The sequence below is a fragment of the Glycocaulis albus genome, from assembly GCF_014639075.1.
Classification (GTDB): Bacteria; Pseudomonadota; Alphaproteobacteria; order Caulobacterales; family Maricaulaceae; genus Glycocaulis; species Glycocaulis albus.
The window spans coordinates 162245-189039 of record NZ_BMFS01000005.1; the positions used below are offsets into that span (position 1 = coordinate 162245).

Sequence of the window (26795 nt, forward strand, 5' to 3'; positions counted from 1 at the left end):
ATAACGTAGTTTGTCCGGTCAAAGTGTGCGTTGCAGAATTTCGCGGATGCGAGATCGCAAGAGAGGCAAAACCTCGTTTTCAAACCATGGGTTCCGCTTTAACCATCCCGAATTGCGCCAGCTCGGGTGCGGCAGCGCAACATATTCTGGAAAGAAATTTCGCCAGCGCAGCACGGTACTGGAGAGGCTGGCCGATGCAGGAAGGTTCAGATAGCGCCGCTGCGCATGCAGGCCGACCAGCAGCGTCAATTCCAGATCGGGCAGACTGGCCGTCACCCGGTCATGCCAGAGCGAGGCGCATTCACGCCGGGGCGGAAGATCACCGCCCTTTGCATCAAGGCCCGGAAAGCAGAAACCCATCGGCGTGATGGCAAAGAGGCGCGGATCGTAGAACTCGGCCTCGCTCACCCCCATCCAGTGGCGCAAACGCTCGCCCGAAGGATCGGTGAAGGGCCGGCCAGAGGCCTGCACGCGCGTCCCCGGTGCCTGACCAATAATGCGGATGCGCGCAGAAGCGCTGCCCTGCAATACCGGGCGGCAGGGATGGGGCAGATCGCCCTGGCACACACGGCAGGCGCGGATTTCGGCGGCGAGCGTGTCGAAGCGTTCAGTCATCGGCCTCGGGCGTTGGCTGCGGTTCGCCGCCTTGCGCGACTGGCAGCGACAGGCGGTAAACGCCCTTGAAGTCGTCCGGGTCGACGGGTTTGCCTTTGCGCAGGATGGAAATCTCGCCCTTGCGGGCCATGCCGATGGCTACGCCGCGCACTTCGCGCATGCGCTTTTGCCACTCCTCCGGCCAGACGGCGCGCGCCGCCTCTGACGGGCAGATCGATTTACCGGCACCGCGCTGCTCGACGAGGGCGAGAATCGCGCTTTCTATCGTGTCCTTGCTCATGGACTGGAGATAGCGCCGATCATGCGCCGTGACCACCGCCCATACTGGATGCACAGCGCGTGGGAGGCGTATGAGAACGCCTTTGTCGCCCATTTCGTGAAGCCGCATTTCGAGGCGCTGGGCGAGCACGCCAAAATCGTGCGGCCCTGGAACATGGAAGTGTTCGGTCCGAACATCCGCGCCGGGCGGGCCCTGCATGTGGTGACGCGCCGTGACCAGCCGGTCAGCTTCACCGTCTGGTCACCGGGCGATGTACCCGGCTCCATCACGATTGGCGATTGCTGCTTTTTTGCGGGCGGTGTGCGCCTGCTGGCGGGCGGGTCCATCACGATCGGAGACGGTGCGCTGATCGCGAAATCCGTCACCATCACCGATTCCGACTGGCACGGGCTTTATGACCGCATCGACCCGCGGCCCGAGAGCAAACCTGTCGTGCTGGGCAGGAATGTCTGGGTGGGTGATGGCGCCTTTATCGGCAAGGGCATCACTGTCGGCGACAACGCCGTCATCGGCGCGCGCAGCGTCGTCACCCGCGATGTGCCGGCCAATACGGTGGTAGCCGGTAATCCGGCAAGGCCGGTGAAAGAGCTTGATCCTGACGGCCCCTACAAGACCCGCATGGACATGCTGGGCGATCCGGTTGGCCTGAACGCCTTCATGGAAAACGCTTACAAGGACGCGCTCAAAGGCAATTCCACCCTTGGCTGGCTACGCTCGAAGCTGTGGCCCACGGCGGGGGATTGATCAATCCTGTCATGGCCCGGTTTATCCGGGCCACCCATGCCTGAGAGGTGAGCGCTAGCGGTTTGCTCGCAGGCCACGAAGCGGCCTGAAAAGCGCGAACGCGCGCCCGCGACTGCCTGTGCCCGCATAGGCGGGTATTCGTGGAACATTGCAACGCGGATGCGTTACGGAACTAAAGGGCATGGGCCCCCCGGACCTCGCATTCGCTCGGCCGGAGGATGACAGAGCGAAATCTAAAGCCCGAACAGACCGCCCGGCAGGGCACCGATCACCGCGCCGGTCATCAGCGTTGCCAATGTGCCGGAGATCAGTGCACGCGGAGCCAGCGAGAGAATATCCGCCCGGCGTGAGGGCGCGACCGCGATCAGGCCGCCAATGAGGATACCCACGGACGAGAAATTGGCAAAACCGCACACCGCATAGGTCATGATCAGGCGCGAGCGCGCAGACAGCTCATCGCCGGTGTTGGACAGCGCGTCATAGGCGAAAATCTCGTTCAGCGCCGTTTTCAGCCCCATGATGGAACCGGCCGTCTGCGCCTCGGCCCACGGAATGCCCGCCAGCCAGACCAGCGGCGCAAAGACCCAGCCGAGCACCCGCTCCACCGACAGTGGCGCGCCATTGATATCGCCGGCGGCTGCCAGCGAGAAATTGATAAGCGCCACAATGGCGGTGAACACCAGCAGCATGGCGATGATGTTGACGAACAGGCGCACACCGTCCGAGACACCCGTGGTCAGCGCGTCCATCGATGAATGGTAGAGATTGACCGGCACCTTCTCCTTGCTGGCCTGTTCCTCGGTCTCGTCCTGCGGGTGCATGAGGCGGGCCAGCAGCACAGCAGCGGGCACCGAGATCAGCGAAGCGGTGAGGATGTGGCCTGCGGCGTCGGCAACAATGCCGGACAGCTGGCTGACATAGATTGCCATCACCGAGCCGGCCACAGTTGAGAAACCCACCGTCATGATTAGGAACAGGTCAGACCGGCTCATCGTGGGCAGGCGCGGGCGGATCAGAACCGGGCTTTCGGTCATGCCAAGAAAGATGTTGGCTGCCGCACCAAGGCTCGCCGCTCCGGAAAGGTTCAGGATGCGCCGGAACAGGAGCGCAAAGCCGCGCACGGCAAATTCCAGCACGCGCCAGCGCCAGAGCAAAGCCGAGATCGCCGACAGCACGATCACCATGGGCAGGGCCTGAAACGCGAAGATGAAGGTCGAGGCGTCCGAGTCCGGGTTGATCAGGAACGGGCTCTCCCCGCCGCCGACATAGCCGAACACGAAGCTCGTCCCCATCGTCGTCGCGGCCTGCAGCACCTCCACCACGCCGGTCAGCGAGGCGAGGAAGGCGCGCGTGGGGGCAAAGCTGTAAAGGGCGAAAGCGATGGCGAACTGGACGATCACAGCACCGAGGATCAGCACGATGGGCGGCATCTTGCGCGGACCCAGCGCCCAGGCGATAGCGACAAAGGCGAACACGCCCAGAAGGCTGCGCAGCTGCAGGCCCATATCTTCCATGAAATTCCCCCGGACGGCAGGCGTGATGCGAGAAAGCGCGGGTGCTAGCCCGCCAAGTGTTAACGCACAATAGGCAGGGTGCAGACAAAGGGGAAGCGCTTGCAGGCAAGGGGGAGCAGGCTTTATGTGATGGCCATGAACGCCCCCGTCTGGTCACCCTGCATCAAGGTCTGTTTCGTCGATCCACGCGAGGGGATTTGCGTCGGCTGTTTCCGCACCATGGAAGAGCTTGGCCGCTGGACGAAGATGAGCGATGCCGAGCGTGAGGCGGTCAAACCTGTGCTGGATGAACGCCGTAGCGCCTATGAGGCGAAGGTGCGGTAGAAGAGGGTTAGCTCGGCGTTTCCGTACCCCTCTTCGTCGTTCCCGCGCAGGCGGGAACCCAGAGCCACTTGGCTGGGCCTTCGCAACAGGACTGGATCCCGGGTTCCCTGTTTTCACGGGGACAGGCAAGCCCGGGGTCCCGGTCCCCGAGCCGGGACCCATAGCGACTTGCTATGCCTTCGACACTCAATCTCTGGATTCCCGCCTGCGCGGGAATGACGAGGGTAGTGGTAGAAACTCAGAACCCCTCCACCTGCCTGACAATCCACTCCGCGCAGGCTGCCGGATTTTCCATCGGGGCGAGGTGGGAATGGCCGGGCAGGGGCGTGATGACCGCGCCCGCCCGCTCCAGGCCCGCGATATCGCGCACGGTTGACGCTTTTCCCGCTTTCAGGACCGCGATGGGTACACCGGCCCGCCGGGCAGCGCCAACGGGGTCATGCCGGTGGGAGGCGTAATTGGCCGCCTCCCAGGCCGGATCGCAGGCGAGCGCAACGCCGCCATCTACCGTCTTCAGCCCGCCTGCCAGATAGTCGTCCAGCACGCCGTCAGCCCAGTGGATGAAGGGCGGCCGGTCAGCGTAGCGCGCCTTGACCGCGTCAGCATCCGGCCAGAAATTGCCGCGCCGCAGCGCACCCTGCACCAGCGGAAAGCGCCGCCACATCAGATGCCAGAACGGTGTGTGATTGATGGCGTAAAAGCTGCGCGGCAGCACAACAGGATCAATGACGGCAAGGCCGAGCGGCTTCGGGTCGAGCCGTTCGCAGGCAAGCAGTGCGGTGACCCCGCCCATGGAATGTCCTGCCAGTACGAAGGCGCGTGGATCAAGCTGACCCAGCAGGGTCTCCACATCGCGGGCATAGACATGCCAGTCGCGATGGCCGGCCGGATCGGCAGGCAATGTGGTGGAGCCATGGCCGCGCAGATCCGGTGCGATGATCTCATACCGGTCTGCCAGCCGCTCCAGCAGCTTCATGCCGGAACGGGCATTGAAGCCGTTGCCATGCAGGAAGACGATACGGGTGGCTCCTGGCTTTGGCCAGACGAGCGCGTTTATCTCGCCCTCGGGCGAGGTAAAGCGGCGTGTTTCGGGTGTCAGAACGGGCAAACCGGATCGCCTCCAGATTATTGCGCTTGCGAAGATGCGCCTGTTTGCCCGCCGATCAAGACCGCAGCGCACCGCTCCCATCCGCTTTCGCGCCTCCGCCGTATAAGGTCAAGGAGAGCGGATGGAGACGATGGCGATGTGGCGCGCAGCCCTGACTGGCCTGTTGATGATGATCGTGCCGCTGTCTGCCGGGCACGCCCGGGACGATCTGCACGGTGGCTGGGACCGGCTTTTGCAAACCTATGTCACGCGTGGCGCGGACGGCATTGACCGCGTTGATTATGCGCGCTGGCGGTCGAACGCAGACGACCGCGAAGCGCTGGAAACCTATATCAGCACGCTGGAAGAAATACCCGCCTCCAGCCTGCCCGATGCGCAACGCTTCGCCTTCTGGGCCAATCTCTACAATGCGGTGACCGTGCGCCTGATCCTTGATGAGGCCCCGTCCCGCTCCATCCGCCAGATACGCCCGTCGCTTTTCTCCATTGGCCCGTGGGGCATGGAGCTGACCCGTAACGAAGGCCGTGCGCTGACGCTGGATAATATCGAGCATGACATCATGCGCCAGGAGTTTGAGGCGGCTTTGGTCCATTACGCCGTGAACTGCGCCTCGATCGGATGCCCCAATATCGGCCTGCGGGCCTGGCAGGCGGAGACCTTACAGGCTGATCTTGAAGCAGCGGCGCGCGCCTATGTGAACCATCCCCGCGGCGTGACAGTGACAGATGGCGGGCTTGTCATTTCGCGCATCTACAAATGGTACGAGGAGGATTTTGGCGGCAATGATGAGGGCGTTATCGCGCATCTGCTGCGCTTTGCAGCCCCGGACCTCGCAGCCCGGATCAGGGCCAATCCGCGTATCCGCAGTCATGCCTATGACTGGTCGCTGAACAGGCCCTAAGGCGCACTGCGCTCGATATCACAGACCAGCTCGGCCAGGGCATGGGTGGCCTTGAGCGGCCGTCCGTCGAGGCTGGTGGCAGGGACGGCGCCCATGGTGGCGTTGGTCACGATGACCGCCTCCGCGGATGCCAGCGATTCCTGGCGGAAATGGCCTTCCTCCACATGCAGGCCCCGGCGGGCGAAGCCATCAAGAATGGCCGCGCGGGTGGTGCCGTTGAGTGCGCCTGTGTCCAGCGCGGGCGTATAGATGGTGCGCCCCGTGACCCAGAACAGGTTGGCGCTGTCTGCGCAGGCGATGCGTCCTTCCGGGGATAGTAAAACGGCCATGTCGCCGCCACGCGCCTTCGCCATCCGCCTCGCAAGAATATTGTCGCCATAGCCGATCATCTTGAAATGCGCGGCGAGGGTGAGCGGCGCGCGGCGCGGCGCGTCGAGCGTTATCAGGCGCAAGCCGCCTGGCGGAGAGGGCAGCGCACTTGCCGATATGGCAGTATTGGGCGCGGCGCTGTCACCCTCAAGCCCGCGTCCGCCTTCACCACGTGTAATGGTCAGGCGGATCGTCGCGGTGTCCAGCGCACCGCGGCGCGCCAGCTCGGCGGCAATGCCGGGTACGTCCAGCCCCGGATCAAACGGAATGTCCAGCGTGGCCAGCCCGCTTTTCAACCGGGCGGCATGCCGCTCCCAGCGCCGCAAGACACCGGCTTCAAGACGCATGGTTTCAAACAGGCCGTCACCCAGCAGAAACCCGCGATCGGCTGCGCTGATGCGGGCCTGGTCTGCCTCCAACAGGGTGCCATTCAGCCAGATCATGTCCGTCCTGTCGCTTGCATGGCGCGTTTGAGCATGGCGATCTTGGAATGGGTCTCGGCCAGTTCCGATTCCGGCTCGCTGTCGATCGTGATGGCGCCGCCGGAGCGGGCTTCCACCTGCCAGCCGTCTCCGTCAGCCACGAAACCGGCTGTGCGGATCATCACATTGAACCGTGCGCTGCCATCTGGCGAGATCAGGCCGGCTGCGCCGCAATAGGGGCCTCGTGCCTCACCCTCCAGCTCGGCGATGATCTCCATAGCGCGTACTTTCGGTGCGCCGGTGATCGAGCCTGGCGGGAAGCTGGCCGTCAGAAGGTCGAACACGTCCCTGTCCGGTGCCAGCCTGCCGGTCACAGCCGAGACCAGATGATGCACATTGGCAAAGCTCTCCACCGAAAACAGCTCCGGCACACTTACACTGCCCGGCACACACACGCGCGAAAGGTCATTGCGCATGAGATCGACAATCATCAGGTTCTCCGCCCTGTCCTTGGCCGACGCGTGCAGCTCGGCGGCCAGCGCTGCATCGCTTGCCGGATCGCTCCCGCGTGGTCGCGTTCCCTTGATCGGCCGTGTCTCCACGCGGCCATCGGCATCCAGTGACCAGAAGCGTTCAGGTGAGTTGGACACGACGACCCGTTCGTCATCAACGCGCGCATAGACGGCAAACGGCGCCGGGCTGGTAGAGGCCAGCGCCTTCAAGACGGCCAGGGGCGCCTGTGCGCCTTGAATGCGGGCGCCAAAGCGGTGAGAAAGATTGACCTGAAACACATCCCCTGCCCGGACATAGTTGCGGGCCGTGCGGGCTGCCGCGAGATAGCGCGCCTCGCTCCAGACGGGCTCCAGCGGCGCCAGCAGCGCAGTGTCAGTGCGCGCTGGCGCAGGCGCCAGCAAGCCCGCTTGCAGGCGGGCCGCCGCACCCGGTTCGCCCCTGATCACCGCCCTGCCGGTCTGGTGATCAAAGACAGCAATCGCCTCGTACACGCCCAGCGCCATTTCCGGCCAGGGCGTCACTGGGCCAACAAGAGGCGGCAGAGCCTCGAACCGGCCAGCCAGATCATAGCTTAGCAGTCCGCCAATCCACGCTTGTGGGTAGAGCTGGCGCGCTGTCCGCAACGGCTCCAGCGGGTCCGGCCCGCCCGGCATATGGATGAATGCGGCCGGAAAGGCGGTCAGATAGCTGAAGCGGCCGCGCGGCGTGCCGTCTCCGCCAGACAGCAGCAGCACGCCAGGCTGCTGGTCAATGGCCGCCAGATAGTCGGCCGGCGCGCGCCAGGCGAGCGGCAGGTCTGGCCCTGAGGAAGCGGCCGGTTCAGCCATGGTGGATTATCCGGTGAGGTTCTCGCGCAAGCGTTCCAGCACGGCGTCTTCGAGCCCCAGCGCGTCGCGCAGATAGGCCCGCTGATCGCCGATGGCCTGCATGGCCGCATCGTAATAGACCGGGTCCACTCCCAGAAAGGCACGCAGCTCCGTGTGGCCGGTCTTCTTGCCAAGTGTCTCTTCCAGCCGCTTGCCGACCGCCGGAACCAGCCGGTCGAAATCAACGGCTGTGTTGGTCATCAGATAGTCCTCGCGCACCTCTTCCTCATCCACGCCCAGCGCGCTCAGCAGAAGCGCGCAGAACAGGCCGGTACGGTCCTTGCCGGCCGCGCAATGCACGATGAAGCCGTCTTCAGGCTTGCTGTCTGCAAGCTGGCGCAATCCGCTGGCAAATACCCACTGATTGCCCGGATCAAATGGCAGCCGCCGATAGGTCTCTGTCATGAAGCTGCGAATGGACTCCAGTGACATGTCGCTTTCCCGCAGGAAGACCAGATGAGGTGGCTCGTCCGACCCGGCATGGTCGCTGGCCAGTACGGTAACGCCCTCGCGCTGCGGCCAGTGGGATGGTTCGGCTTCGCGTTCGCGTGGACGGCGCAAATCTGCGACCACACGGATGGACAGCCCATCCATGGTTTCAATATCGGCGGGAGTCGCGCGGGAGAACTGGCCCGACCGGTACAGCCCGTCGCGCACAGTGCCGCCTGTGGCGAGGGCATAGGCGCCGAACTTGCGGAAATTGTGGACGCCCTCAAGGCGCAGGACACGATCATTCATGGCTCTGACCTAGCCCGCCCGGCGGCAGCCAGCAAGGCTCGCACACGCCTGAACAGGGAATTTTAACCTGTACGGGCTATCAACCCCTCAAAACGCATAAGAATGGGTCAATAGGTGGGGTTAGCCGATGCGCGTTTTCACATGCCTCTTCACAGAGCATAACCTCTGGTTTGTACTCCTTGCGGCCATCATGTGCGTCGTCGGGGCGACGGTCACCATCCGGCTTTACCGGCAGGTGGTACGCGCTGAAGGCCTTGCCCGTGTCGGCTGGGCCTTCCTTGCGGCAATCTGCGCGGGATCGGCGATCTGGACGACCCATTTCATCGCCATGCTGGGCTACCAGCCCGGAACAGCCGTAACGCTCGATGCCTGGCTGACGATTGCCTCGGGCCTGATCGCGATTGGCGGCTCTGGCCTGGCGTTTCTGCTGGCCACAAATCGCGCCCTGAAGTTTGCGCCGGCGTTCGGCGGCGCATTGCTGGGCCTGACCATCAGCGCGATGCACTTTACCGGGATGTTCGCCTACCGCGTTGACGGCATCGTGACCTGGGATGCGGGATATATTGCGGCGGCCATAGCCCTGGCCGTCGTCCTCGCGGCCGCGGCGCTGCACCTGACAGTGCGTTGGCACGGTGGCTGGCGCTGCATGGTGCCCTCACTCACGCTTGTTGCCGGCATCGTGCTTTTACACTTCACCGGCATGGCTGCCTTCATGGTCGAGCCGATTTCAGGCTACGAGCCGGGTGCCAGCTCGGAAGCCTTCACGGTCATGGCCGTGGCGGTCGCCATTGCCGGCGTGCTGATCCTGGGCACCGGACTTGCCACCTTCTACATCGAAAAGCGCATGCGTGAGGCCTCTGACGCGCAACTGCGCCATATGGCCCTGCACGACCCGCTGACAGGCCTGCCCAACCGGACCAGCTTCTCTGCGCGCCTTGATACGCGCCTGGCCGGACAGTTTTCGGGCAGCACAGCCGTTGCGGCGATTGATCTGAACCGGTTCAAGGAAATCAATGACAGCTGGGGCCACGCTGCTGGTGACCACGTGCTGTGTGAACTCGCGGAACGCCTGCGCAAGTTCGATGGCGCGCGTCATTTCGCGGCCCGGCTTGGCGGCGATGAGTTCTGCATCATCCTGAAAACGGCAGACGAGACCGAGCTGCAAAAGCTCGTCCAGCAACTCGAAACGCTTCTTGCAGAGCCGATTACCTATGGCACGCTGGAAACGACCACGGGTGGAAGTATAGGCGTTGCCGTCTATCCGCGCGATGGCGATGACCGTGAGACGCTGGTGCGCAATGCGGACCTGGCCATGTACCGGGCGAAATCGGACCCGCTGGTCAATGTCTGCTTCTACAACTCCGAACTGGGTGAGATTGTGCGTGAACGCCGCCAGCTCGCCAATGACCTTCGCCACGCCATCGACAATGACGAGCTTGCCCTCCATTACCAGGTTCAGACAGCCATCGGCACCGGCGAAGTACGGGGTTTTGAGGCCTTGCTGCGCTGGACCCATCCGGTCAAGGGACCCATCTCGCCGGCTGACTTCATACCGCTGGCCGAAGCCAACGGGTTGATCCTGCCCTTGGGTGACTGGGTGCTGCGCAAAGCTTGTCTGGATGCGGCATCCTGGCCCTACCCTCATAAGGTTGCGGTCAATCTCTCGGCGATCCAGCTGACCCATGTCGGCCTGCCCCAGCAGATACACCAGGTGCTGATAGAGACCGGCTTGCCGCCTGCGCGCCTCGAGATCGAGCTGACCGAGACGGCGCTGATCAAGGACAAAGCCCAGTCGCTGCACGTCATGCGCCAGATAAAGGCGCTGGGTGTTTCCATTGCCCTTGATGATTTCGGCACCGGCTATTCATCGCTGGACACATTGCGCACCTTCCCGTTCGACAAGATCAAGCTCGACAAATCCTTCACCGACGAGCTGAAAACTGATCAGCGTTCTCTGGCGGTGGTACGGGCGGTTCTCGCACTGGCCAAGAGCCTTTCGATCCCGGTTCTGGCCGAGGGTATCGAGACCCAGGAGCAGCTGGACCTCTTGCACCTGGAAAGCTGTGACGAGGGGCAGGGTTTCCTGCTCGGCCGGCCGGCCCCTATTGGCATTGTGGCCCAGCTGGGCACGCGTATCCGCATCAGCGGTGAGAGCGTGCCCGTACCCATGACAGGAAAGAAAGCGCGAAGCGCCTAGGGTCTAGCGGAAGGGCGGCTCGTCAAAGCTGCGCAGCTTGCGTGAGTGCAGGGCTTCTGACCCGGCCGCTTTCAGGATGTGCACCGTCTCGATGCCCGCGAGCAGGTGTTCCGACACCGACTTGTTGTAGAAACGGTTCGCAGCCCCGGGCAGCTTCAACTCGCCATGCAGCGGCTTGTCAGAGACGCACAGCAGCGTTCCATACGGAACACGCAGGCGGAATCCATTGGCCGCAATGGTGGCGCTTTCCATGTCGACGGCAATTGAGCGCGACTGGTTGATGCGCCGCGCTTCCTGAAGATAGCGCAGCTCCCAGTTCCGGTCGGCATGGGTCACAACCGTGCCGGTGCGCAGCCGGCGCTTCAGGGCCTCGCCCCTGTCTCCACTGACGCGTTTGACGGCGTCCTGCAGCGCTATCTGGATCTCGGCGATCGGCGGGATGGGAATTTCCACCGGCAGGTCCCGGTCCAGTACCGCATCATAGCGAAGATAGGCGTGCGCGAGCACATAATCGCCAAGCCTTTGGGAATGGCGAAGCCCGCCGCAATGGCCGATCATCAGCCAGCATTCCGGGCGCAGCACGGCCAGATGGTCGGTGATATTCTTCGCGTTGGACGGACCGACCCCGATATTCACCAGGGTTATCCCGCGCCGCCCCGGTGCCTTCAGGTGATAGGCCGGCATCTGGAAGCGCCGCCAGGGCGCGCTCTCCACAACGCCTAGCGGATCATCCGTGCTGGCATCGACATGGACAAATCCCGCAGCCGACAGGGATTCGTACTCGTTATCGCCCTTGAGCTGTTCTGCGGCCCAGGCCACGAACGCGTCCACATAGCGGTGGTAGTTGGTGAACAGGATGAAGTCCTGCACATCCTCGAACGGTGTGCCGGTATAGTGCTTGATACGTTGCAGCGAATAGTCGGTGCGCGCGCCGTCAAACAGGGAGAGCGGGCGCGGTGTGCCGGGTATGGACGGGCGCTCGCCATTGGGCAGTGCGTCATCTATGCGCGACAGGTCTGCATAGGGGAAATGACGCACCAGCTCGGCGGGCGCCGCCCCGTCCATGTCGAGATCCTGCGCACCGTCAAGCACATAGGAAAACGGAATTTCCTGCGTTGAAACGCCGGTTTCCACCAGCACATCGTACTCGCCCTGCAACAGGCCGATCTGCGTGATCAGATATTCGCGGAAAAGTTCCGGGTGGGTGATGGTCTGGGTATACACGCCGCTTTCGGAAAACTTGCCGAAAGCCCGGCTCAGCGGCGGCACCGGTCCGTCGGGCCGGTAGGTGATGCGCAGTTCGGGATAGGCAAAAAGCCCCGATGCCCGGTCCGCGCCGCCCGGCGGCAGGCCGCCATCGAGATAGGCTTTCAGCGCCGCGCGAAGCGACGCGACCGAACGTGTGTAGAGCGCGCTCAGCCGGTCGACGGCCTCGCTGGCGTTCGTGGCAGGTTCGAATGTGTCGGCGACGGCTTCTGGCCGGACAGGGCTGGCGGGCAGCAAGGTGTAAACAGCCTTCCTATTCGTCGCGCTTGATAAAGGTCACGGTGAAGACCGGCTCGCCACCGAACTCGTCGCTGGTCGAACCGTCATCATTGATCCGCTGGAATACGGTGGGTTCGATCCGCCCTTCCATGCGGTAGCCGCGCTCCGACATGCGGCCGCGATGAAACTCCAGCGCCGCAGCGGAGAAGGTCGAGGCAATGAAGGTGATGCGGTGTGGCGCGTTGGACATGAAGGATTCCTTCCCGGTGGCAAACAGACTCGTCCCCACCTCGATAGCCCGTCCGCTCGCGAAGGCCAAGCGGGGAAGGTGGCAAAGCGGGTTGCGTCCGCGATCTACTCCACCTCGCAGCGCCCGCCGGTCAGAGCCGAGACCACAGCTGGATCACCCTCGGTTTCGGCCGGTTCCAGATCCAGAATGCAGGCGATCAGAAGATACACATTGATGTTCTCGAACAGCTCCGGGCGCGCGCCGTCCGGGAAGGCTGGTCCGGCCGCGATGAAGCCGGCATGCATGAGCGGGTGCGTATTCTCGTACCCGTGCTCGCCTACCGACCGCCATGGACTGCCCATCGGCAGATCACGAGCGGTCATCGTCCAGCCTGGATCGGCCAGTATGAACAGGTCCGGTCCGCGTGTGGGGTGGTCGAAACGGAAATGGTCCGGCATCTCGCCGCGCTTCCAGGCACGCATGTGCGGATGGGCACCCTGCAGGGCCTGATAGGCAGCATCGATGGCCTCAGCTTCGCCATAGACATTCACGAAGGGGTGGAATCCATTGCCGCTGCGTCCCTCGACTTCCGGAACGTAAACGGTGTCCAGATCGACCCACTGGTCGAAATGGATAACCTGGTCTTCCGGATTGGTGGCCATGCCATGGTCGGAAACAATGATGATATTGGTCCGCTCCAGAAGGCCACGCGCTTCCAGCCCCGCCAGAATATCGCCGATATGGCGGTCGACCGTGGCGACGGCTTCACCCACTTCGGGCGTGTTGGCGCCTGTTCGGTGACCGATCGTATCGACGAGGTCGAAATAGACAGCCGCAAAGCGCGGGCGCAATTCCTGCGGCCCGTCAAACCAGGCGAGCACCTCCTCGACGCGCTCTTCATAGGGCTTGTTGTGCTCATAGGGGGTCCAGCGGGTTGGCCGGTCGCCCGCAAATTCCACTTCGGAACCGAGCCAGAACATGATGGAGGTGGGAAGCCCCTGACGCTCGGCCGTGATCCAGATCGGTTCGCCGGCCCACCAGCGGCTGTCCTGCGCGCTCATCGGGTTGACGAAGCCCTCGTTCAGCTCCCGGTCGAACGGACGATTGTTGATCATGCCGTGATCTTCCGGATAGAGGCCGGTCGCGATGGAGTAGAAGTTTGTGAAGGTCTTGGTCGGCATTACCGGTATCATGCCCTCAGGGCGGATGCCGCGTGCCGCCAGCGCCTGCATATTGGGTGCCTCGAACAGGTCCAGCGCGTCGGCTGTCAGCCCGTCCACGCCGATCATCAGCACGATCGGTTCCTCTGCCGGGGTGGAAGCGGTTTCACGGCCCGTATCCGTGCTGGTGCAGGCGCCAAGCGCCATCAGCGCGGCGAGGGTGAGAAGCTTGCGGATCGGCATCATCGTGTTTTCCCTGTCTCAGGCCGGAATATGTCTCTGTCGATAACGCGGCGGCGTGTCACTGGCATGACACCGTGTGAAGTGCAATTACCTCTACCCGTTGCGCAGCGCAGCATAAACGCTAAAGGAAAGGTTTCCGGCCGGCCTTTCCGGCCCGTTCAGACAAGGTTACTGCCATGACGGCGCGTTCCCTCATCGTGATGAAGTTTGGCGGCACTTCGGTTGCCCGCCCGAAAAACTGGGAAATCATTGCGCGCCTGGCCCGAAAACGCCTCGCCGATGGGGAGCGCGTGCTGATTGTGCACTCGGCACTTTCAGGCGTCTCCAACCTGCTTGAGGCCCTGCCCGGTCTGGCGCTGGCGGGCGAGGGCGAGGCCGCCGCTGCAGCCATCCGCCAGCGCCATCTCGATTTCGCCAGCGAGGCGGGGCTGGATGGCCCGGCGATACTCGCCCCGTGGTTCGCGCGGCTCGATGCGCTGACCGCCGGTATGGCGCTGGTCGGCGAGGCCAGTGCGCGCGTACGTGCCGAGACCATGGCGCTGGGCGAGCTGATGGCGTCGGCGCTGGGTCTCGCGCTTCTGACGAAACTCGGCGTTGCGGCCGAAGGCCTGGACGCGCGCGAGGTGCTGACCGGCACCAATACCCATGACGAGACGCGCAGCTGGCTCGACAATGCCGTCAGCGAAGAGCGCGATGAGGCGCTTATCGCGCGGCTGGCGCCTCATGATGTGGTCCTCACGCAAGGCTTTATCGCCTCGCGCGCCGGGGGCGGCACCGTGCTGCTCGGGCGGGGCGGGTCTGACACGTCGGCGGCCTATTTCGCAGCGCGCGCAGGCGCCGCGCGGGTTGAAATCTGGACCGATGTGCCCGGCCTCTTCAGCGCTGATCCGCGCCTGACCGATGGCGCGCGCATGCTGACCGCGCTCAGCTATGAGGAAGCCCAGGAAATCGCCACGATGGGCGGCAAGGTGCTCCATCCGCGCTCGGTCGGCCCGGCGCGCCGGGCGGGCATCCCGATGCTGGTGAAGGACACGTTCCGACCGGATCTGCCCGGTACACGCATCACCGGTGAACCGGGCGATGACGCGCCGCGGCTGAAGGCGGTATCGGTGAAAACGGGCGTGCGCCTGGTCGTGATGGAAGGCTCGGGCATGTGGCGCCAGGCGGGCTTCCTCGCCGACATCTTTGCCGCCTTCAAGCATTGCGGGATTTCCGTCGATCAGGTGTCTACCTCGGAAACCAATGTCACCGTCTCGCTTGATCCCGATCCCGGACTTGATGCGGCGCGTCTCGACATGCTGCGCGCGGCACTGGCCCCGCTCTGCCGGGTGCGTATCGAAGAGGGCAAGGCGGCGGTCTCGATGGTCGGCTACGGTATCCGGCGCATCCTGCATCAGCTGGCCCCTGCCTTTGAGGCTTTCCAGCAAAAGCCGGTGCATCTGGTCAGCCAGGCTGCCAATGACCTCAATTTTACCGTCGTCGTGGACGAGGCCGATGGCGCGGCGCTGGCCAAGAACCTGCATGAAAGCCTGATCGGGCAGGTTCCCGAGGACCGCGTGTTCGGGCCGAGCTGGGCGGAGATCAGCGCCCCGGCGGTCAAGGCATCCGCCCCGGCGCGTCCTGCCCCGTGGTGGGAGGTGCGCAGGCAGGACCTGCTCGATATCGCGCCTTCGGCCGGCGCAATGTATGTCTATGACACGGCAACGGTGGCTGCGCGGGCAAATGCGGTCGCCGGCCTGAAGCACGTCGATGCGGCCTGGTTTGCCATGAAGGCCAATCCGCACGCCGATGTGCTGCGCACCGTCGAGGCCGCCGGCATCGGGTTTGAGTGTGTATCCATGGGCGAGGTGGCGCGCGTGCGCGAGACCCTGCCCGCCCTGCCGGCAAGCCGCATCCTCTTCACACCCAACTTTGCCCCGCGCAGCGAATATGAAGCGGCGCTGGAGTTCGGCACGCATCTGACGATTGACGGGCTGCACCCGCTTCGCGAATGGCCGGACCTGTTTGCGGGCAAGGAAATCATATTGCGCGTCAATCCGGACCGCCCGCGCGGCCATCACGAGCATGTGCGCACCGCCGGTCCGAAGGCCAAGTTCGGCATTCCGCTGGAACAGCTGGGTCATGCGGCGGAGCTGGCAAAAGCGGCCGGGGCGGTGGTGAAGGGGCTGCACGCCCATGCGGGTTCGGGCATTACCGAGGCCGGGCACTGGCGCGAGATCGGCCGCATTCTGGGCGAGGCCGCCGCCGGTATTGGCGGTGTGAAAATCCTCAATGTGGGTGGCGGGCTGGGCGTGCCTGACAGCCCCGACGCGCCTGTTCTCGACCTCTCCGAGGTCGACCGGGAGCTGGGCGGCGTGAAGCGCGCTCTTGACGGCGTGGAGCTATGGATGGAGCCGGGCCGCTACTTGGTTGCTGAGGCCGGCGTGTTGCTCGCGCGTGTCACGCAAGTGAAGACGAGCTTCGGTACGCGCTTCATCGGCATCAGCACCGGCATGAACTCGCTGATCCGCCCCGCGCTCTATGGCGCGCGCCACGAGATCGTGAACCTGTCGAGGCTCGGCGAGCCCCCGGCAGGGCTGGCCTCCATTGTTGGACCGATCTGCGAGAGCGCCGACCTTCTGGGAGCAGACCGGCTTATGCCGGAAACGCGCGAAGGCGATGTCATCCTGATTGCCGAGGCCGGAGCCTACGGCGCGGTGATGAGCTCACGCTACAATCTGCGCGAACCGGCCGGCGAGACAGTGCTGCAGGCGCTATAGGCCGTTCAGCGCGATCAGGCCTGAACCGCGAAGGCCCGTGATCACGAACTCGACCGCCAGCGCGGCGAGGATGATCCCCATGATGCGGATGGAGACCGTGCGCGCACTGTGCGAGACCATGCGGTCCAGGAAGGGCGCGATCAGGAGGCAGGCCAGCAGCAGGCCGACCACGATCAGCACGACAGCGGCGAACACCCCCATCTTCACCGGGCTGGTGGAGGCCTGCTCGGAGAAGATGATCAGCGTGGTGATCGTGCCGGGGCCAACCGTCATCGGGATGGTGAACGGGTAGATCGCCGGATTGTCGATATTCTCCTGCGTCGCGCGCTCGCGTTCGGTGCCCGCGCTGGAGCTGTGGCGCGCGCCGGAAATCATCGTCAGCGCGATGGTGAAGAGCAAAATGCCGCCCGCAATGCGGAAGCTGTCGATGGCGATGCCGAACAGGCCCAGCACGAACTTGCCCGCAATCGCGATGGCAAAACAGGCGATTACGGTAGCAATGGCTGCCTGAAAGGCCATTTTGCGCTGCGCCTGCGGTGTGTTTCCGGCTGTCAGGGACAGAAAGACCGGCATGGCGGCAAGCGGGTTGATCATCGCGAAAAGCGCAGCGATGAACCGGCTGAAGAACTCGATTTCCATGGCCCTGACGGCGTCCCTGCCCTTGTTTGATCAGACGCGGCTGCCACTACGCGTTCATGGCAGGCGGCGCAAGCTTCGCCTCACCGTCATCGCGGCATTGCCGCTATGTGAAAAAGCGGGGCTCATGTCTGGTCAGACATTGCCGCACCGGTATCGCCCGGCTATTCCGGCAGCAAGGCAGAAAAGGCATTGGCGATGAGTTCTGATCCGATCCGGCTGGAAGTGCGCGGCGCGGCCGCGCACCTCATTCTGAACCGTCCTGACAAGCGCAATGCGCTCAACGCAGCGATGTGGGGCCTGATCCCGGTCCTGCTGGAGCGGGCTCTGACCCATGATGAGGCGCGCCTTCTGGTCGTCAGCGGGGCGGGAGGGAGCTTTGCCGCCGGGGCCGACATTTCCGAGTTCGAGCAAGTCTACGCCACGCCGGAGCGGGCAGAGGCCTATTCCCGCAGTATAGCCACAGCGCTGGATGCGCTGGCGGCCTTCCCGCGTCCGACCCTTGCCATGATTGAGGGTGCCTGTGTGGGAGGCGGATGCGGCCTCGCCCTCGCCTGTGACATGCGCTTTGCGGCGGAAGGCTCGCGCTTTGGCATCACGCCGGGCAAGCTGGGCCTGGTCTATACCCTCAACGATACCGCGCGCCTGATCCGCGCTGTGGGTGTTCCCACCGCCAAGGACATGCTGTTCTCCGGGCGGCTGCTGGACGCGCCGGAGGCGCTGTCCGCCGGGCTCATCAACCGTCTGGTGCCGGTGGATCGTCTGGCCGGCGAGGTGGAGGCCTATGCCGCCCTGCTGGCCGCGACCTCTCCGAGCTCGGCGCGGGTGACCAAGCAGCTCATCGCGCTCGTCGAAGCCGGGCAGGCCGAAGATGATGATGCCACGCGCGCACTTTTCCTGGAGGCGTTTTCAAGCGCCGACTTCCAGGAAGGCTATCGCGCCTTTCTGGAAAAGCGCACGCCGGAGTTCGGCAAGGGCTAGGATCGGCCTGCTTCCCTTCCCTGTTGCATCGCAGCAAAAAAAGCGCTTCGCTTCGCCGGACAAAAAGGCGGAGCATATCCGCAACAAAAACCGGCTCGGACGCACTGCCTGAGCAAGAGCTGCAAATGTAACCAGGGGAAGATACATCCATGAGCGATATCCGGTTTGACGGCCGAGTGGCCATTATCACGGGCGCAGGGGCAGGGCTTGGCCGCTCTCATGCGCTGGCACTGGCTGCGCGCGGCGCGAAAGTCGTGGTCAATGATCTGGGCGGGGCGGTGGACGGCACGGGCGGCTCGATCAGTGCGGCGCAGGCGGTCGTCAACGAGATCACGCAAAACGGCGGCGAGGCGATCGCCCATGGCGCCAACGTGACCAGGGCCGATGAAGTCGCCGACATGGTGGACAGCGCCATGAAGACGTGGGGCCGGGTCGATATCCTCGTCAACAATGCCGGAATCCTGCGCGACAAGAGCTTCGCCAAGATGACGCTCGAGGATTTCAAGGCGGTCGTGGACGTGCATCTGATGGGCGCGGCGACCTGTACCAAGGCGGTGTGGGAGATCATGCGCGAGGCCAATTATGGCCGCGTGGTGATGACCAGCTCGTCGTCGGGCATTTACGGCAATTTCGGCCAGTCCAATTATGGCGCGGCCAAGATGGGCCTGGTTGGCTTCATGAATGTGCTGCATCTGGAAGGGGCGAAGAACAATATCCGCGTCAACGCGCTCTCCCCCACCGCGCGCACCCGCATGACCGAAGGCCTGATCCCGGAAGAGGCGCTCAAGCTGATGACGGTGGAAAGCGTTTCGGCGGGGCTGGTCTATCTTGTCAGCGAGGATGCGCCGAGCCGCACGGTGCTGTGCGCTGGTGCGGGTGGCTATGCCGCCACCCGCATCTATGAGACGGACGGCATCTTCCTGCCCCCTGCCGAGCAGACGCCTGAAAACATCGCAAAGCACTTCGACCAGATCGTGGATGCGAAGGGGCAGGAGCCCTATGAGCAGGGCGGCCAGCAGACCATGAAATTCATCACCAAGGCGGCGGCTGCTGCCGGCGTGAAGCTGGGGTAGACAGCTTCGCACCGGCGTATCGCCCTCGTCCTTCGAGACGCTCGCTTCACCCGCCCTCAGGATGAGGGCGGGTGAAGTTTTCCCTCATGCTGAGGAGCAGCCTTGGCTGCGTCTCGAAGCGCGAGGGAAAACCAGGCTCGACCGCCCTAACCCGGCTTGCGGTAGTGGATGACGCCCCAGGCCAGCAGCCCCTTGCCGGCGGCCTCCACCCAATGGGTAAGCCCTTCCAGCATCCGGTCCACATAGGCGTCGGACACTTCACCTTTCAGCTCACCGCGCCGGGCAATCAGCTCTGCGCGCACACGGGCATAATGGGTGCGAAGCTGGCCGGTCATTGCCTCGCAGCCCGCATCTTCCAGCCCCAGCGCCTGCAGGCTGCGCCGGTAGAAGGCAAACGAGCCGAGGCTGGACAGGTGAATGCGGTCATAGACCGGCTGCAGTGCGGCCGGATCATCCACAATGTCGGCCTGCATCGGGTCGGTGAAGATGATTTCTCCGCCGGGCTTCAGGACACGGACCGCATTCTTCAGGACCCGCTCCCGGTCGCCCGAGTGCAGGAACGCGTCCTGCGACCAGACGATGTCAAAGCTGGCATCGGGGTAGGCGAGGTCTTCAAACGCGCCATGATCGACACTGATCCGGTCTGAAAGGCCCTGCCCGGCGGTCATTTCGCGATTGCGGGCGTTTTCCACATCCGACAGGTTCAGGCAGGTCACATGCGCGCCATGCTCACGGGCCAGATAGCGCGCCGCGCCGCCATAGCCCGCTCCCAGATCAAGCACCCTCGCGCCGGGCTTCAGGCCGGCCAGCCTTGACGCCATGTGGGCGACCGTTTTCCGGCTCGCCTCGCGGATCGGGCTGTCCGCGTGATCATAAAGGCCGACATGAATGTCCTCTCCGCCCCAGATCAGGGCGTAGAAGCGGTCGGCATCATGGCTGTCATAATAGGTTTCAGCTGTCTTCACGGCCTGTTGCAGATCAGCTTGCATAGCTTTTCTCCGCCACATGGATGAAGAAATCCGGGTCGTGATCGTTATAGGTCTCCTGAAAGTCGCCGTAGGTGCGCACTTTCTGGAAGCCGATTTCCTTCATCAGCCCGCGCACATAATTCTTGCGCAGCGGAAACATGTTAAGGTGATAGACCGAGCTGTCGGGAAACTCGTAGCGGAAGCGCGCCAGGCTGTCGTCCACATACTCGGGCGCTGCCGATACCTGATCGCCGCAATAATAATACTTGTGCTGGCTGTCGAAGCCGACATCGAGGATCGCGTCATAATTGCGCTGGTCCATGATCAGGATTCCGTCATGTTTCAGCGCGGCGTAGAACTCGGCCAGTGCCCGGCGGCGGTCATTCTCGTCATGCAGATGCGTGAAGGAATTGCCAAGGCAGATAATGGCGTCATAGCGCCCGTGAATGTCGCGGTTGAGAGCACGCCAGTCGGCCAATGCCGTGTGCAGGACCAGGCCGCGGCGCCGGGCATTCTCGAACGCCTTGCCCAGCATCTCCGCCGAGCCGTCCGCGCTGGTGACCTGAAACCCGGCTTTCAGCAGTTGCACTGAGTGAAAGCCGGTGCCGGTAGCGACATCGAGGACGGACTTTTTTCCCCGCGCGCGCAAAATGTCGATGAAGAACTGGCCCTCGCTCTCGGCGCGGGCGTCCCAGTCGATCAGCTCGTCCCATTTTTCGACGAAGCTTTTGACGTATTCCTCGCGGTAATGATCAGACTCGCGGACCTTCAGCGGGTCATCGCCGTAATTCTGCTTCGAGGCTTTTGGCTCTGCGCCGGTCTGGACGCGCGTTTCCACAGGGCCGGTCATGGACAGGCCTCCTTGAAATTGCTTTGCCCCCTCTTCGATCAGCAATTCGCGCGGGGGACGGAACGGTGTGAGCGCGCGGACCATAGGCGATCCGGCGCGCCAATGTAACCGTCATCCATGGAAAGCTTTGATCCGCAGCGCTGAGGGTCTAAGACTGGGCGTGAATGCGGGCGATCAAGGCACCGCACCCGATTTCGAGGAGACACCCCATGCGTGAAGCCGTCATCGTATCTACCGCCCGCACACCCATTGGCCGGGCCTATCGCGGTGCTTTCAACAACACCCAGGCGCAGGAACTCGGCGGCCATGTCATCGCCGAGGCGGTGAAGCGTGCCGGTGTTGAAGGCGCGCAAATCGATGATGTGGTGATGGGCGCTGCCATGCAGCAGGGCTCCACCTTCCAGAACACCGCGCGCCAGTGCCTCATTCGCGGCGGCCTGCCGACCAGCGTTGCCGGCCAGACGGTCGACCGTCAGTGCGCCTCTGGCCTGATGGCAATCTCGATTGCCGCCAAACAGATCATTTCTGACGGGATGACGGTGACGGTCGGCGGTGGTCTTGAGTCCATCTCGCTGGTCCAGAACGAGCACATGAACCTGCACCGCGCGTTTGATCCCTGGATCAATGAGCACCGCCCCGATCTCTACATGTCCATGCTGGAAACGGCCGAGATCGTGGCCGAGCGCTACAAGATTTCACGCGAGGCGCAGGATGAATACGCCCTGCAATCACAGCAGCGCACGGCCGCCGCGCAGGCTGCGGGCAAGTTCGATGACGAGATCGTCCCGCTCGCCTCCAAGATGGGCGTGATGGACAAGGCCACGGGCCAGATCTCCATTGTCGACACCAAGCTGGAAAAGGATGAGGGCAATCGCGCCGATACCACGCTGGAGGGCCTCTCGGGCCTGAAAGCCGTGCACGCCAATGGCCAGAAGGTGAAGGAAGGCAAATTCATCACCGCGGGTAACGCCTCCCAGCTTTCCGATGGTGCGTCCGCCAGCGTGCTGATGGAAGCCAAAGAGGCCGAGCGCCGGGGCCTTACTCCGCTGGGCGCCTATCGCGGTATCGCGGTGGCGGGTCTTGATCCAGACGAGATGGGCATTGGCCCGGTCTATGCCGTGCCGAAACTCCTCAAAGCCAACGGCCTGAAGATGGACGATATCGGCCTGTGGGAACTGAATGAGGCGTTCGCCGTCCAGGTCATCTACTGCCGCGACAAGCTGGGCATTCCCGACGACCGGCTGAACGTCAATGGCGGCGCCATCTCCATCGGTCACCCCTATGGCATGAGCGGCGCGCGCATGGTTGGCCACGCCCTGATCGAGGGCAAGCGCCGGGGCGTGAAATATGTGGTCGTCACCATGTGTGTCGGCGGCGGCATGGGCGCGGCAGGCCTGTTCGAGGTATACTAGCTGTTCAAACGGGGGAGGGGCGCATGCGGTTCATCACGCTTCTGGCGGGGCTTTCGGCCCTGATGGCAGGACTGTCTGCCTGCGCGCCCACCACGTCCGGCGGGCTGCAGAGCGCATTTTCGCCAATGCCGGCCGGGCCAGGTTTCACCCCGCGCGAGCCGTCCCGGCCTGAGCTTTCGGGCTATATCGCCGAAGGGCCGGGCTTCACTGCCGAACTGGTTTTCGACGAAGCCCCTGATGGCGGTGTGGAGATCGATACCGTTATAGACACCGGCGCTGCGGCCCTTCTTATGCCCCGCCTGTCCATGGCCGAGCCCTGGCTGGCGGACGGGGTGCAGCGCTATGAGGGACGGCTGGACCGGCATGGTGAGATCGCGCTGGCGCTGGAAGCCGGCCCGTGTGCCATCGGCGATATCCGCTATGGCCTGTTTGCCTGGCTGGAGGTTGGCGGGCGGAGCTATGAGGGCTGCGCGCGCGAAACCGGACCGCATGTGCGCTGGACGCACGCGATTGGCGAATTCCTGCCGGCTATCGAGGCCTGCCGCGCGGACAGCGCTGTATCCTCCCTTGCTCATGTACGTGGAGCGGGCGAACGCCGGGTTAGTCTGGCCTACCGGGAAAATGGCAACGAGGTTGTACGCTTCGAATATCCCGGCAATGGCCGGTTTGACTGTACCCACACCGACGGGCGGGTGCGCTGGCGCGCCGTGTCGGCCGGGGAACCGCTGCTGCCGGGCGAGGGCGATCCGTATTATCTGCCGGGCCGGATGCCGGCAGGCGCTGAAGGATGCTATCTCTACGAACGGGTCCGTGATGCTGAAGGCCGGACGCTCGGCGCGCTGGCCCATGATGCCTGCGCTGTAACGCCGGTCGGCTGAAGTCTCGCGCATACTGCCCGACTCACGCCAGCTTGCCACTCATGTTCAAACTGGCCTTTGCCCTTCTTGCGTTGAACCAGGCTGAGCCCGAGCCGGCAGCCATCACCGATGCTTGGCTTGCCAGCGCCGGCGAAGGGTCTGCGGATTTGTGGCTCGCCCTTGATGGTCAGCCTCTGGCGATGACGTCTTCTTCCCGTGGCGGCGCGCTGGAGCTTGAACTGGCGGGTTTTGCCTGCGAGGCCCGCGAAATCCTGCCTCCTGCCGGGCGCCCGTTGACCCGGCTGCACACAGCTACAAGCGGGGAGGGTGGCTGCACGCTCGTGCTTGAGGGCCAGTGGAGCGGAGCACACGCCTTCCTGGGTGAAGGCGGTATTCTTGTGTCACTCGAAGGGGTGGCGCTGGCTCCGGTCCCGTTAAGTCCGGTCGCCGGTGCGGCTGCCGCCCGCGCGGCCTCAGACACCGGTATGGCAGCGTCGGATGACGCTGCCCGCGCAGCAGATGCTGCACCGGCCACGCGCGCTGACGCGGCTGCCGCCCCTCCCACCTCGCTGGCTGCTGCAGGGGGAGTATGCGAGCAGAGCGGGTCCCGGCTCGAAGACACGCCCTGGGATCTCAATGCGATGTCCGCTCATGGCGACTGTCTCGCCGGGGCAGACCGGACTGGCGATGCCATAACGCTCTACGAGCGCGTGCTGGCGTTTGAGCCGGGCCATTACGGCGCGGCACTGGGCCTTGCCCGCCTGCGGGCTGCGCAAGGCGATACAGCTGCAGCGGCCGAGCTGTTCCGCGTTGCCGCGGACAGCGCCCGTACCGACGGAGAGGCGCTGGCTGCGCGCCGTGCGGCAGGTGACCTCGACTAGCCAGAGGTACCGGCCTGATTTTGGTCCGGGCGGTTAAACTGGCGGAAACCCCTTCCTGATAGAACACGTCCTGCCGGACACAACTCCGGCTGGGTGTTCATCAAAAGCCGCATCCAAGCGGCTCACTAACGGGTTGGGTGAAATCATGAAAATCATGAAATCTGTCTGCATGGCCGCTGTTCTCGCTTCGGGCCTTTTCGTTGCTCCGGCGTTGGCAATGAACGAGCGTGAAGCCGTCAATGTCGTGGCCCCGGAATATCCGCGTGGCGCCGAGCGCCGCAATCTCGAAGGCGAGGTTTCGGTGCGCTACAACGTGACGCCGGAAGGCACCGTTTCCGATGTCGAGATTGTTGAAGCCACACCGGCCGGTGTTTTTGACCGGGCTGTGCTGCGCGCCCTGGAGCAATGGCAATACGCGCCGGCGGAAGAGACGACCGAAGGCGTTGAGCAGGTCTTTAACTTTGCGTTTGCAGGCTAGAGCCTAAGACGAAAAGGCGGCGTCAGGGGTGATTCCCGGCCGCCTTTATTCGCGCCTGCGGCGTTAACCTTAACGGGGGCTAAAAATGAAGTTCAACCTTCACTCGGTGCAGACACGTTTGAACGGGGCGTTTGCCCTTGTAGCGCTGGTGGGGGTTGCTGCCGCATTGGCCGGCGTCATAGCCCTGCAGAGCACGCGTGGCGCGCTGAGCGAAGTGGTTGATGAGGCTGCGCCCATGGCGAGTGCGGCGGGCGCACTCGAAGCAGCCAGCAGCGCCACCACCGGCGAGCTGGCGGCGTTTGCGCGGTCGGTGGACACCGTCGACATGGCGGCATCGGAGGCGCGCCTGCAGACACTTTACAATAATGCCAGTGTTGCGGTGTCGGCGCTCTCGCAAGCCGGGCTGGACGATGCCCGCGCGGGTAACCTGACAGCCCTGCTCGATGATCTGGCTGCCGGTATCGAGGCCGCAAATGCGCCGACTGCCGCGAACCTTGAAGCCCGCAATGCGCGTCTTGATGCGATCAGCTTTGCCATCAGCGACCGGGTTTCGGCCGTCACGGCGCTGGAAGAAGCTCTTGAAAATGCTTCCGGTCAGGCCGAGCTGGAAACCTTCTTGCGCCTCATGATCGATCTCAACCTGATTCTTACGCAATACGCGGAGCTGGACGGGGCCCTGTCGGTGGACGAAGTGGCCAATGTCGAAGACCGGTTCGAGCTCGCCATGGACGAGCTTCTTGTCAATCTCGCCATTCTGGGCGGGGCGGCCACGCAGGAAATTACCGATGCCAGTGAAGCGCTGATCTCCCGCGGGGAAGGCCCGCAAGGCGTGTTTGCGCTGCGCCGCACCGAAATTGAATCCGAGATTGTGGCCGCGAATGCCGTTGAAGATGCGCGCATTGCGCACGCCCTGCTCGCCGCCGAGGTGGAGCAGCTGGTTTCCGAGGCCAATGCACTTGCCGACTCTGCCCGCGCGAATGGCTTCACGGCTGTTCTGTCAGGTCAGATACTGCTGATCGTGATGGCCATCGGCGCGGTGGTGATCGCCGGTGTCATCGGCTGGATCTATGTGAACAACAACCTGCTTAACCGCCTCACACGCATCTCTCGCACCACGACGGCGCTGGCCTCGGGCGATACCGGACAGGCGCTCAACGATGAGGGCCAGGACGAGATCGCCGACATGGCGCGCGCGGTCGCCATATTGCGCGAGAACGAGATTGAGCGCGTCCGTCTGGCCAGTGAGAGCGAAGCGGAGCGCGCTGCGCGCGAGAAGCGGACCAGAGCCATCGAAGCGCTCGTGCAGGAGTTTGAATCGACCTCCGGCCGCGCGCTCGAAGCGGTATCGCGCGCCGCCGGTGAAATGGAAATGGCGGCCAATGCGCTCACCGAAAGCTCTCACAGCGCGGCCGGCCAGACAGCCGAAGTCAACGAGGCCGGTGTACTGGCTGCCCAGAATGTCGACACGGTTGCGGCGGCCGCCGAGGAAATGACGTCCTCGATCGCCGAGATCGCGCAGCAGATTTCGCGCTCCTCCACCATTGCGCGCAGTGCAGCCGATGAAGTCTCCGGCGCCAGTGCCGACGTCACAGCGCTGAGCGAGGCTGCAGGCCGGATCGACGGCGTGGTGCGCCTCATCAATGAAATCGCGGAAAAGACCAATCTGCTTGCCCTGAATGCCACCATCGAGGCCGCGCGGGCCGGTGAGGCAGGCAAGGGATTTGCCGTTGTTGCATCGGAAGTGAAGACGCTGGCCGAGCAGACTGCACGCGCAACCGGTTCCATCTCCGAACAGGTCAACGGCATCCAGAGCGCGACCGGCAAGGCCGTCAGTGCCATCACCGCCATCGGAACGGTGATCCGCGAGATGAACGAGATTTCCACCGCCATTGCTGCCGCCATGGAAGAGCAGCGCGCCGCCGCCGAGGAGATTACGCGCTCCGCACAGGAAGCTGCGGGCGGCACCCGCCGCGTGTCGCAGGCCATTCAGGGCGTGGACGCGGCGGCTTCGGAAACCGGCCAGTGCGCCGCCCAGGTGAACGAGGCGTCCCACGGGCTGACCCAGGAGGCTGGAACGCTGCGCAGCGCCGTGGCCCGCTTCCTCGAAGGTGTGCGCGCGGCCTGATCTGACATGGGCTGAAGCAAGGTGAGCGCGCGCGCTTGCCTCTGCCCCGGCCTTTGCGTATATCCGC

At 63.9% G+C, this 26795-nt stretch carries 25 protein-coding genes; 12 read left to right on the forward strand and 13 right to left on the reverse strand.

Annotated features, from left to right (window positions below; genetic code table 11):
* Positions 1-18 precede the first annotated feature (18 nt).
* Both IEV75_RS07240 and IEV75_RS07245 read right to left on the reverse strand, forming a co-directional pair.
* The gene (locus IEV75_RS07240) at positions 19-615 is read right to left on the reverse strand and encodes a uracil-DNA glycosylase family protein (RefSeq protein WP_188451892.1); all 597 of its coding nucleotides are present in this window, start codon (positions 613-615) and stop codon (positions 19-21) included.
* Positions 608-895 (reverse strand): DUF3253 domain-containing protein, encoded by a 288-nt coding sequence (locus IEV75_RS07245; RefSeq protein WP_188451893.1) that lies wholly within the window; start codon positions 893-895, stop codon positions 608-610. Before IEV75_RS07245 ends, IEV75_RS07240 begins: the two co-directional genes overlap by 8 nt.
* Before the next feature lie 21 nt (positions 896-916).
* Here IEV75_RS07245 and IEV75_RS07250 point away from each other — a divergent pair, with 21 nt between their 5' ends.
* Positions 917-1639: an acyltransferase gene (locus tag IEV75_RS07250; protein ID WP_188451894.1), complete on the forward strand. Its 723-nt coding sequence runs from the start codon at positions 917-919 to the stop codon at positions 1637-1639.
* 233 nt (positions 1640-1872) lie between these two features.
* Here IEV75_RS07250 and IEV75_RS07255 read toward each other — a convergent pair whose 3' ends face one another.
* Positions 1873-3153, reverse strand: coding sequence for a NupC/NupG family nucleoside CNT transporter (locus IEV75_RS07255; RefSeq protein WP_188451895.1), 1281 nt, complete (start codon positions 3151-3153; stop codon positions 1873-1875).
* 129 nt (positions 3154-3282) lie between these two features.
* Here IEV75_RS07255 and IEV75_RS07260 point away from each other — a divergent pair, with 129 nt between their 5' ends.
* The gene (locus IEV75_RS07260) at positions 3283-3477 is read left to right on the forward strand and encodes a DUF1289 domain-containing protein (protein ID WP_233351787.1); all 195 of its coding nucleotides are present in this window, start codon (positions 3283-3285) and stop codon (positions 3475-3477) included.
* Between the two features lie 238 nt (positions 3478-3715).
* Here the strand turns inward: IEV75_RS07260 and IEV75_RS07265 are convergent, their stop codons facing one another.
* Positions 3716-4585 (reverse strand): alpha/beta fold hydrolase, encoded by an 870-nt coding sequence (locus IEV75_RS07265; protein ID WP_188451896.1) that lies wholly within the window; start codon positions 4583-4585, stop codon positions 3716-3718.
* Between the two features lie 121 nt (positions 4586-4706).
* Here IEV75_RS07265 and IEV75_RS07270 point away from each other — a divergent pair, with 121 nt between their 5' ends.
* Positions 4707-5486, forward strand: coding sequence for a DUF547 domain-containing protein (locus tag IEV75_RS07270; protein WP_188451897.1), 780 nt, complete (start codon positions 4707-4709; stop codon positions 5484-5486).
* Here IEV75_RS07270 and IEV75_RS07275 read toward each other — a convergent pair.
* The 3 genes from IEV75_RS07275 to IEV75_RS07285 are packed head-to-tail and all read right to left on the reverse strand — an operon-like array spanning position 5483 to position 8394.
* Positions 5483-6298 (reverse strand): aminotransferase class IV, encoded by an 816-nt coding sequence (locus IEV75_RS07275; protein ID WP_188451898.1) that lies wholly within the window; start codon positions 6296-6298, stop codon positions 5483-5485. The genes IEV75_RS07270 and IEV75_RS07275 overlap by 4 nt on opposite strands.
* Positions 6295-7617, reverse strand: a complete 1323-nt coding sequence (locus IEV75_RS07280) for an anthranilate synthase component I family protein (RefSeq protein WP_188451899.1) — start codon at positions 7615-7617, stop codon at positions 6295-6297. Before IEV75_RS07280 ends, IEV75_RS07275 begins: the two co-directional genes overlap by 4 nt.
* A gap of 6 nt (positions 7618-7623) precedes the next feature.
* Complete coding sequence (locus IEV75_RS07285; protein WP_188451900.1) at positions 7624-8394, reverse strand: tyrosine-protein phosphatase; 771 nt, start codon at positions 8392-8394, stop codon at positions 7624-7626.
* Between the two features lie 127 nt (positions 8395-8521).
* On the opposite strand from IEV75_RS07285, the gene IEV75_RS07290 reads away from it, so the two are divergent.
* Entirely contained in the window at positions 8522-10591 is a 2070-nt protein-coding gene (locus tag IEV75_RS07290; protein WP_188451901.1) for a putative bifunctional diguanylate cyclase/phosphodiesterase, read from the forward strand.
* Positions 10592-10594: 3 nt separating this feature from the next.
* Here IEV75_RS07290 and IEV75_RS07295 read toward each other — a convergent pair whose 3' ends face one another.
* The 3 genes from IEV75_RS07295 to IEV75_RS07305 form a co-directional block, all read right to left on the reverse strand.
* A complete protein-coding gene (locus tag IEV75_RS07295) occupies positions 10595-12091 on the reverse strand; it encodes an AMP nucleosidase (protein ID WP_188451931.1) in 1497 nt (498 codons plus the stop codon).
* Positions 12092-12110: 19 nt separating this feature from the next.
* On the reverse strand, positions 12111-12326 hold the full coding sequence (locus tag IEV75_RS07300) for an AMP nucleosidase (protein WP_188451902.1): 216 nt from the start codon (positions 12324-12326) through the stop codon (positions 12111-12113).
* A 104-nt stretch (positions 12327-12430) separates the two neighbouring features.
* The gene (locus tag IEV75_RS07305; RefSeq protein WP_233351788.1) at positions 12431-13711 is read right to left on the reverse strand and encodes an alkaline phosphatase family protein; all 1281 of its coding nucleotides are present in this window, start codon (positions 13709-13711) and stop codon (positions 12431-12433) included.
* A 173-nt stretch (positions 13712-13884) separates the two neighbouring features.
* On the opposite strand from IEV75_RS07305, the gene IEV75_RS07310 reads away from it, so the two are divergent.
* Positions 13885-16467 (forward strand): bifunctional aspartate kinase/diaminopimelate decarboxylase, encoded by a 2583-nt coding sequence (locus IEV75_RS07310; RefSeq protein WP_188451903.1) that lies wholly within the window; start codon positions 13885-13887, stop codon positions 16465-16467.
* On the opposite strand, the gene IEV75_RS07315 is transcribed toward IEV75_RS07310, so the two are convergent.
* Positions 16462-17106 (reverse strand): MarC family protein, encoded by a 645-nt coding sequence (locus IEV75_RS07315; protein WP_188451904.1) that lies wholly within the window; start codon positions 17104-17106, stop codon positions 16462-16464. The two genes, IEV75_RS07310 and IEV75_RS07315, sit on opposite strands and share 6 nt — an antisense overlap.
* A gap of 195 nt (positions 17107-17301) precedes the next feature.
* On the opposite strand from IEV75_RS07315, the gene IEV75_RS07320 reads away from it, so the two are divergent.
* Entirely contained in the window at positions 17302-18084 is a 783-nt protein-coding gene (locus tag IEV75_RS07320; RefSeq protein WP_188451905.1) for an enoyl-CoA hydratase/isomerase family protein, read from the forward strand.
* A 149-nt stretch (positions 18085-18233) separates the two neighbouring features.
* The gene (locus IEV75_RS07325; protein ID WP_188451906.1) at positions 18234-19157 is read left to right on the forward strand and encodes an SDR family NAD(P)-dependent oxidoreductase; all 924 of its coding nucleotides are present in this window, start codon (positions 18234-18236) and stop codon (positions 19155-19157) included.
* Positions 19158-19303: 146 nt separating this feature from the next.
* On the opposite strand, the gene IEV75_RS07330 is transcribed toward IEV75_RS07325, so the two are convergent.
* Positions 19304-20146 carry a methyltransferase domain-containing protein gene (locus IEV75_RS07330; protein ID WP_188451907.1) on the reverse strand — a complete coding sequence of 281 codons (843 nt, stop codon included), beginning with the start codon at positions 20144-20146 and terminating at the stop codon, positions 19304-19306.
* Positions 20136-20975 carry a glycine/sarcosine N-methyltransferase gene (locus IEV75_RS07335; RefSeq protein ID WP_188451908.1) on the reverse strand — a complete coding sequence of 280 codons (840 nt, stop codon included), beginning with the start codon at positions 20973-20975 and terminating at the stop codon, positions 20136-20138. Before IEV75_RS07335 ends, IEV75_RS07330 begins: the two co-directional genes overlap by 11 nt.
* Positions 20976-21184: 209 nt before the next feature.
* On the opposite strand from IEV75_RS07335, the gene IEV75_RS07340 reads away from it, so the two are divergent.
* The 5 genes from IEV75_RS07340 to IEV75_RS07360 all read left to right on the forward strand — a co-directional run bounded on the left by IEV75_RS07340 (position 21185) and on the right by IEV75_RS07360 (position 26728).
* On the forward strand, positions 21185-22387 hold the full coding sequence (locus tag IEV75_RS07340) for an acetyl-CoA C-acyltransferase (protein ID WP_188451909.1): 1203 nt from the start codon (positions 21185-21187) through the stop codon (positions 22385-22387).
* 23 nt (positions 22388-22410) lie between these two features.
* Positions 22411-23265: a hypothetical protein gene (locus tag IEV75_RS07345; RefSeq protein WP_188451910.1), complete on the forward strand. Its 855-nt coding sequence runs from the start codon at positions 22411-22413 to the stop codon at positions 23263-23265.
* A 41-nt stretch (positions 23266-23306) separates the two neighbouring features.
* Positions 23307-24125, forward strand: coding sequence for a tetratricopeptide repeat protein (locus tag IEV75_RS07350; protein ID WP_188451911.1), 819 nt, complete (start codon positions 23307-23309; stop codon positions 24123-24125).
* Positions 24126-24294: 169 nt separating this feature from the next.
* The gene (locus IEV75_RS07355) at positions 24295-24603 is read left to right on the forward strand and encodes an energy transducer TonB (RefSeq protein WP_233351789.1); all 309 of its coding nucleotides are present in this window, start codon (positions 24295-24297) and stop codon (positions 24601-24603) included.
* 85 nt (positions 24604-24688) lie between these two features.
* A complete protein-coding gene (locus tag IEV75_RS07360) occupies positions 24689-26728 on the forward strand; it encodes a methyl-accepting chemotaxis protein (protein WP_188451913.1) in 2040 nt (679 codons plus the stop codon).
* The last annotated feature ends 67 nt before the right edge of the window (positions 26729-26795 follow it).

Excerpts from the sequence above, each read along its gene's own strand:
- IEV75_RS07240 (WP_188451892.1), bottom strand. The coding sequence starts at position 615 with ATGACTGAACGCTTCGACACGCTCGCCGCCGAAATCCGCGCCTGCCGT.
- IEV75_RS07285 (WP_188451900.1), bottom strand. The coding sequence starts at position 8,394 with ATGAATGATCGTGTCCTGCGCCTTGAGGGCGTCCACAATTTCCGCAAG.
- IEV75_RS07330 (WP_188451907.1), bottom strand. The coding sequence starts at position 20,146 with ATGCAAGCTGATCTGCAACAGGCCGTGAAGACAGCTGAAACCTATTAT.
- IEV75_RS07355 (WP_233351789.1), top strand. The coding sequence starts at position 24,295 with ATGGCCGCTGTTCTCGCTTCGGGCCTTTTCGTTGCTCCGGCGTTGGCA.
- IEV75_RS07325 (WP_188451906.1), top strand. The coding sequence starts at position 18,234 with ATGAGCGATATCCGGTTTGACGGCCGAGTGGCCATTATCACGGGCGCA.
- IEV75_RS07260 (WP_233351787.1), top strand. The coding sequence starts at position 3,283 with ATGGCCATGAACGCCCCCGTCTGGTCACCCTGCATCAAGGTCTGTTTC.
- IEV75_RS07360 (WP_188451913.1), top strand. The coding sequence starts at position 24,689 with ATGAAGTTCAACCTTCACTCGGTGCAGACACGTTTGAACGGGGCGTTT.
- IEV75_RS07305 (WP_233351788.1), bottom strand. The coding sequence starts at position 13,711 with ATGATGCCGATCCGCAAGCTTCTCACCCTCGCCGCGCTGATGGCGCTT.
- IEV75_RS07270 (WP_188451897.1), top strand. The coding sequence starts at position 4,707 with ATGGAGACGATGGCGATGTGGCGCGCAGCCCTGACTGGCCTGTTGATG.
- IEV75_RS07250 (WP_188451894.1), top strand. The coding sequence starts at position 917 with ATGCGCCGTGACCACCGCCCATACTGGATGCACAGCGCGTGGGAGGCG.
- IEV75_RS07280 (WP_188451899.1), bottom strand. The coding sequence starts at position 7,617 with ATGGCTGAACCGGCCGCTTCCTCAGGGCCAGACCTGCCGCTCGCCTGG.
- IEV75_RS07350 (WP_188451911.1), top strand. The coding sequence starts at position 23,307 with ATGTTCAAACTGGCCTTTGCCCTTCTTGCGTTGAACCAGGCTGAGCCC.
- IEV75_RS07335 (WP_188451908.1), bottom strand. The coding sequence starts at position 20,975 with ATGACCGGCCCTGTGGAAACGCGCGTCCAGACCGGCGCAGAGCCAAAA.
- IEV75_RS07245 (WP_188451893.1), bottom strand. The coding sequence starts at position 895 with ATGAGCAAGGACACGATAGAAAGCGCGATTCTCGCCCTCGTCGAGCAG.
- IEV75_RS07340 (WP_188451909.1), top strand. The coding sequence starts at position 21,185 with ATGCGTGAAGCCGTCATCGTATCTACCGCCCGCACACCCATTGGCCGG.
- IEV75_RS07315 (WP_188451904.1), bottom strand. The coding sequence starts at position 17,106 with ATGGAAATCGAGTTCTTCAGCCGGTTCATCGCTGCGCTTTTCGCGATG.
- IEV75_RS07300 (WP_188451902.1), bottom strand. The coding sequence starts at position 12,326 with ATGTCCAACGCGCCACACCGCATCACCTTCATTGCCTCGACCTTCTCC.
- IEV75_RS07310 (WP_188451903.1), top strand. The coding sequence starts at position 13,885 with ATGACGGCGCGTTCCCTCATCGTGATGAAGTTTGGCGGCACTTCGGTT.
- IEV75_RS07345 (WP_188451910.1), top strand. The coding sequence starts at position 22,411 with ATGCGGTTCATCACGCTTCTGGCGGGGCTTTCGGCCCTGATGGCAGGA.
- IEV75_RS07255 (WP_188451895.1), bottom strand. The coding sequence starts at position 3,153 with ATGGAAGATATGGGCCTGCAGCTGCGCAGCCTTCTGGGCGTGTTCGCC.
- IEV75_RS07320 (WP_188451905.1), top strand. The coding sequence starts at position 17,302 with ATGAGTTCTGATCCGATCCGGCTGGAAGTGCGCGGCGCGGCCGCGCAC.
- IEV75_RS07290 (WP_188451901.1), top strand. The coding sequence starts at position 8,522 with ATGCGCGTTTTCACATGCCTCTTCACAGAGCATAACCTCTGGTTTGTA.
- IEV75_RS07275 (WP_188451898.1), bottom strand. The coding sequence starts at position 6,298 with ATGATCTGGCTGAATGGCACCCTGTTGGAGGCAGACCAGGCCCGCATC.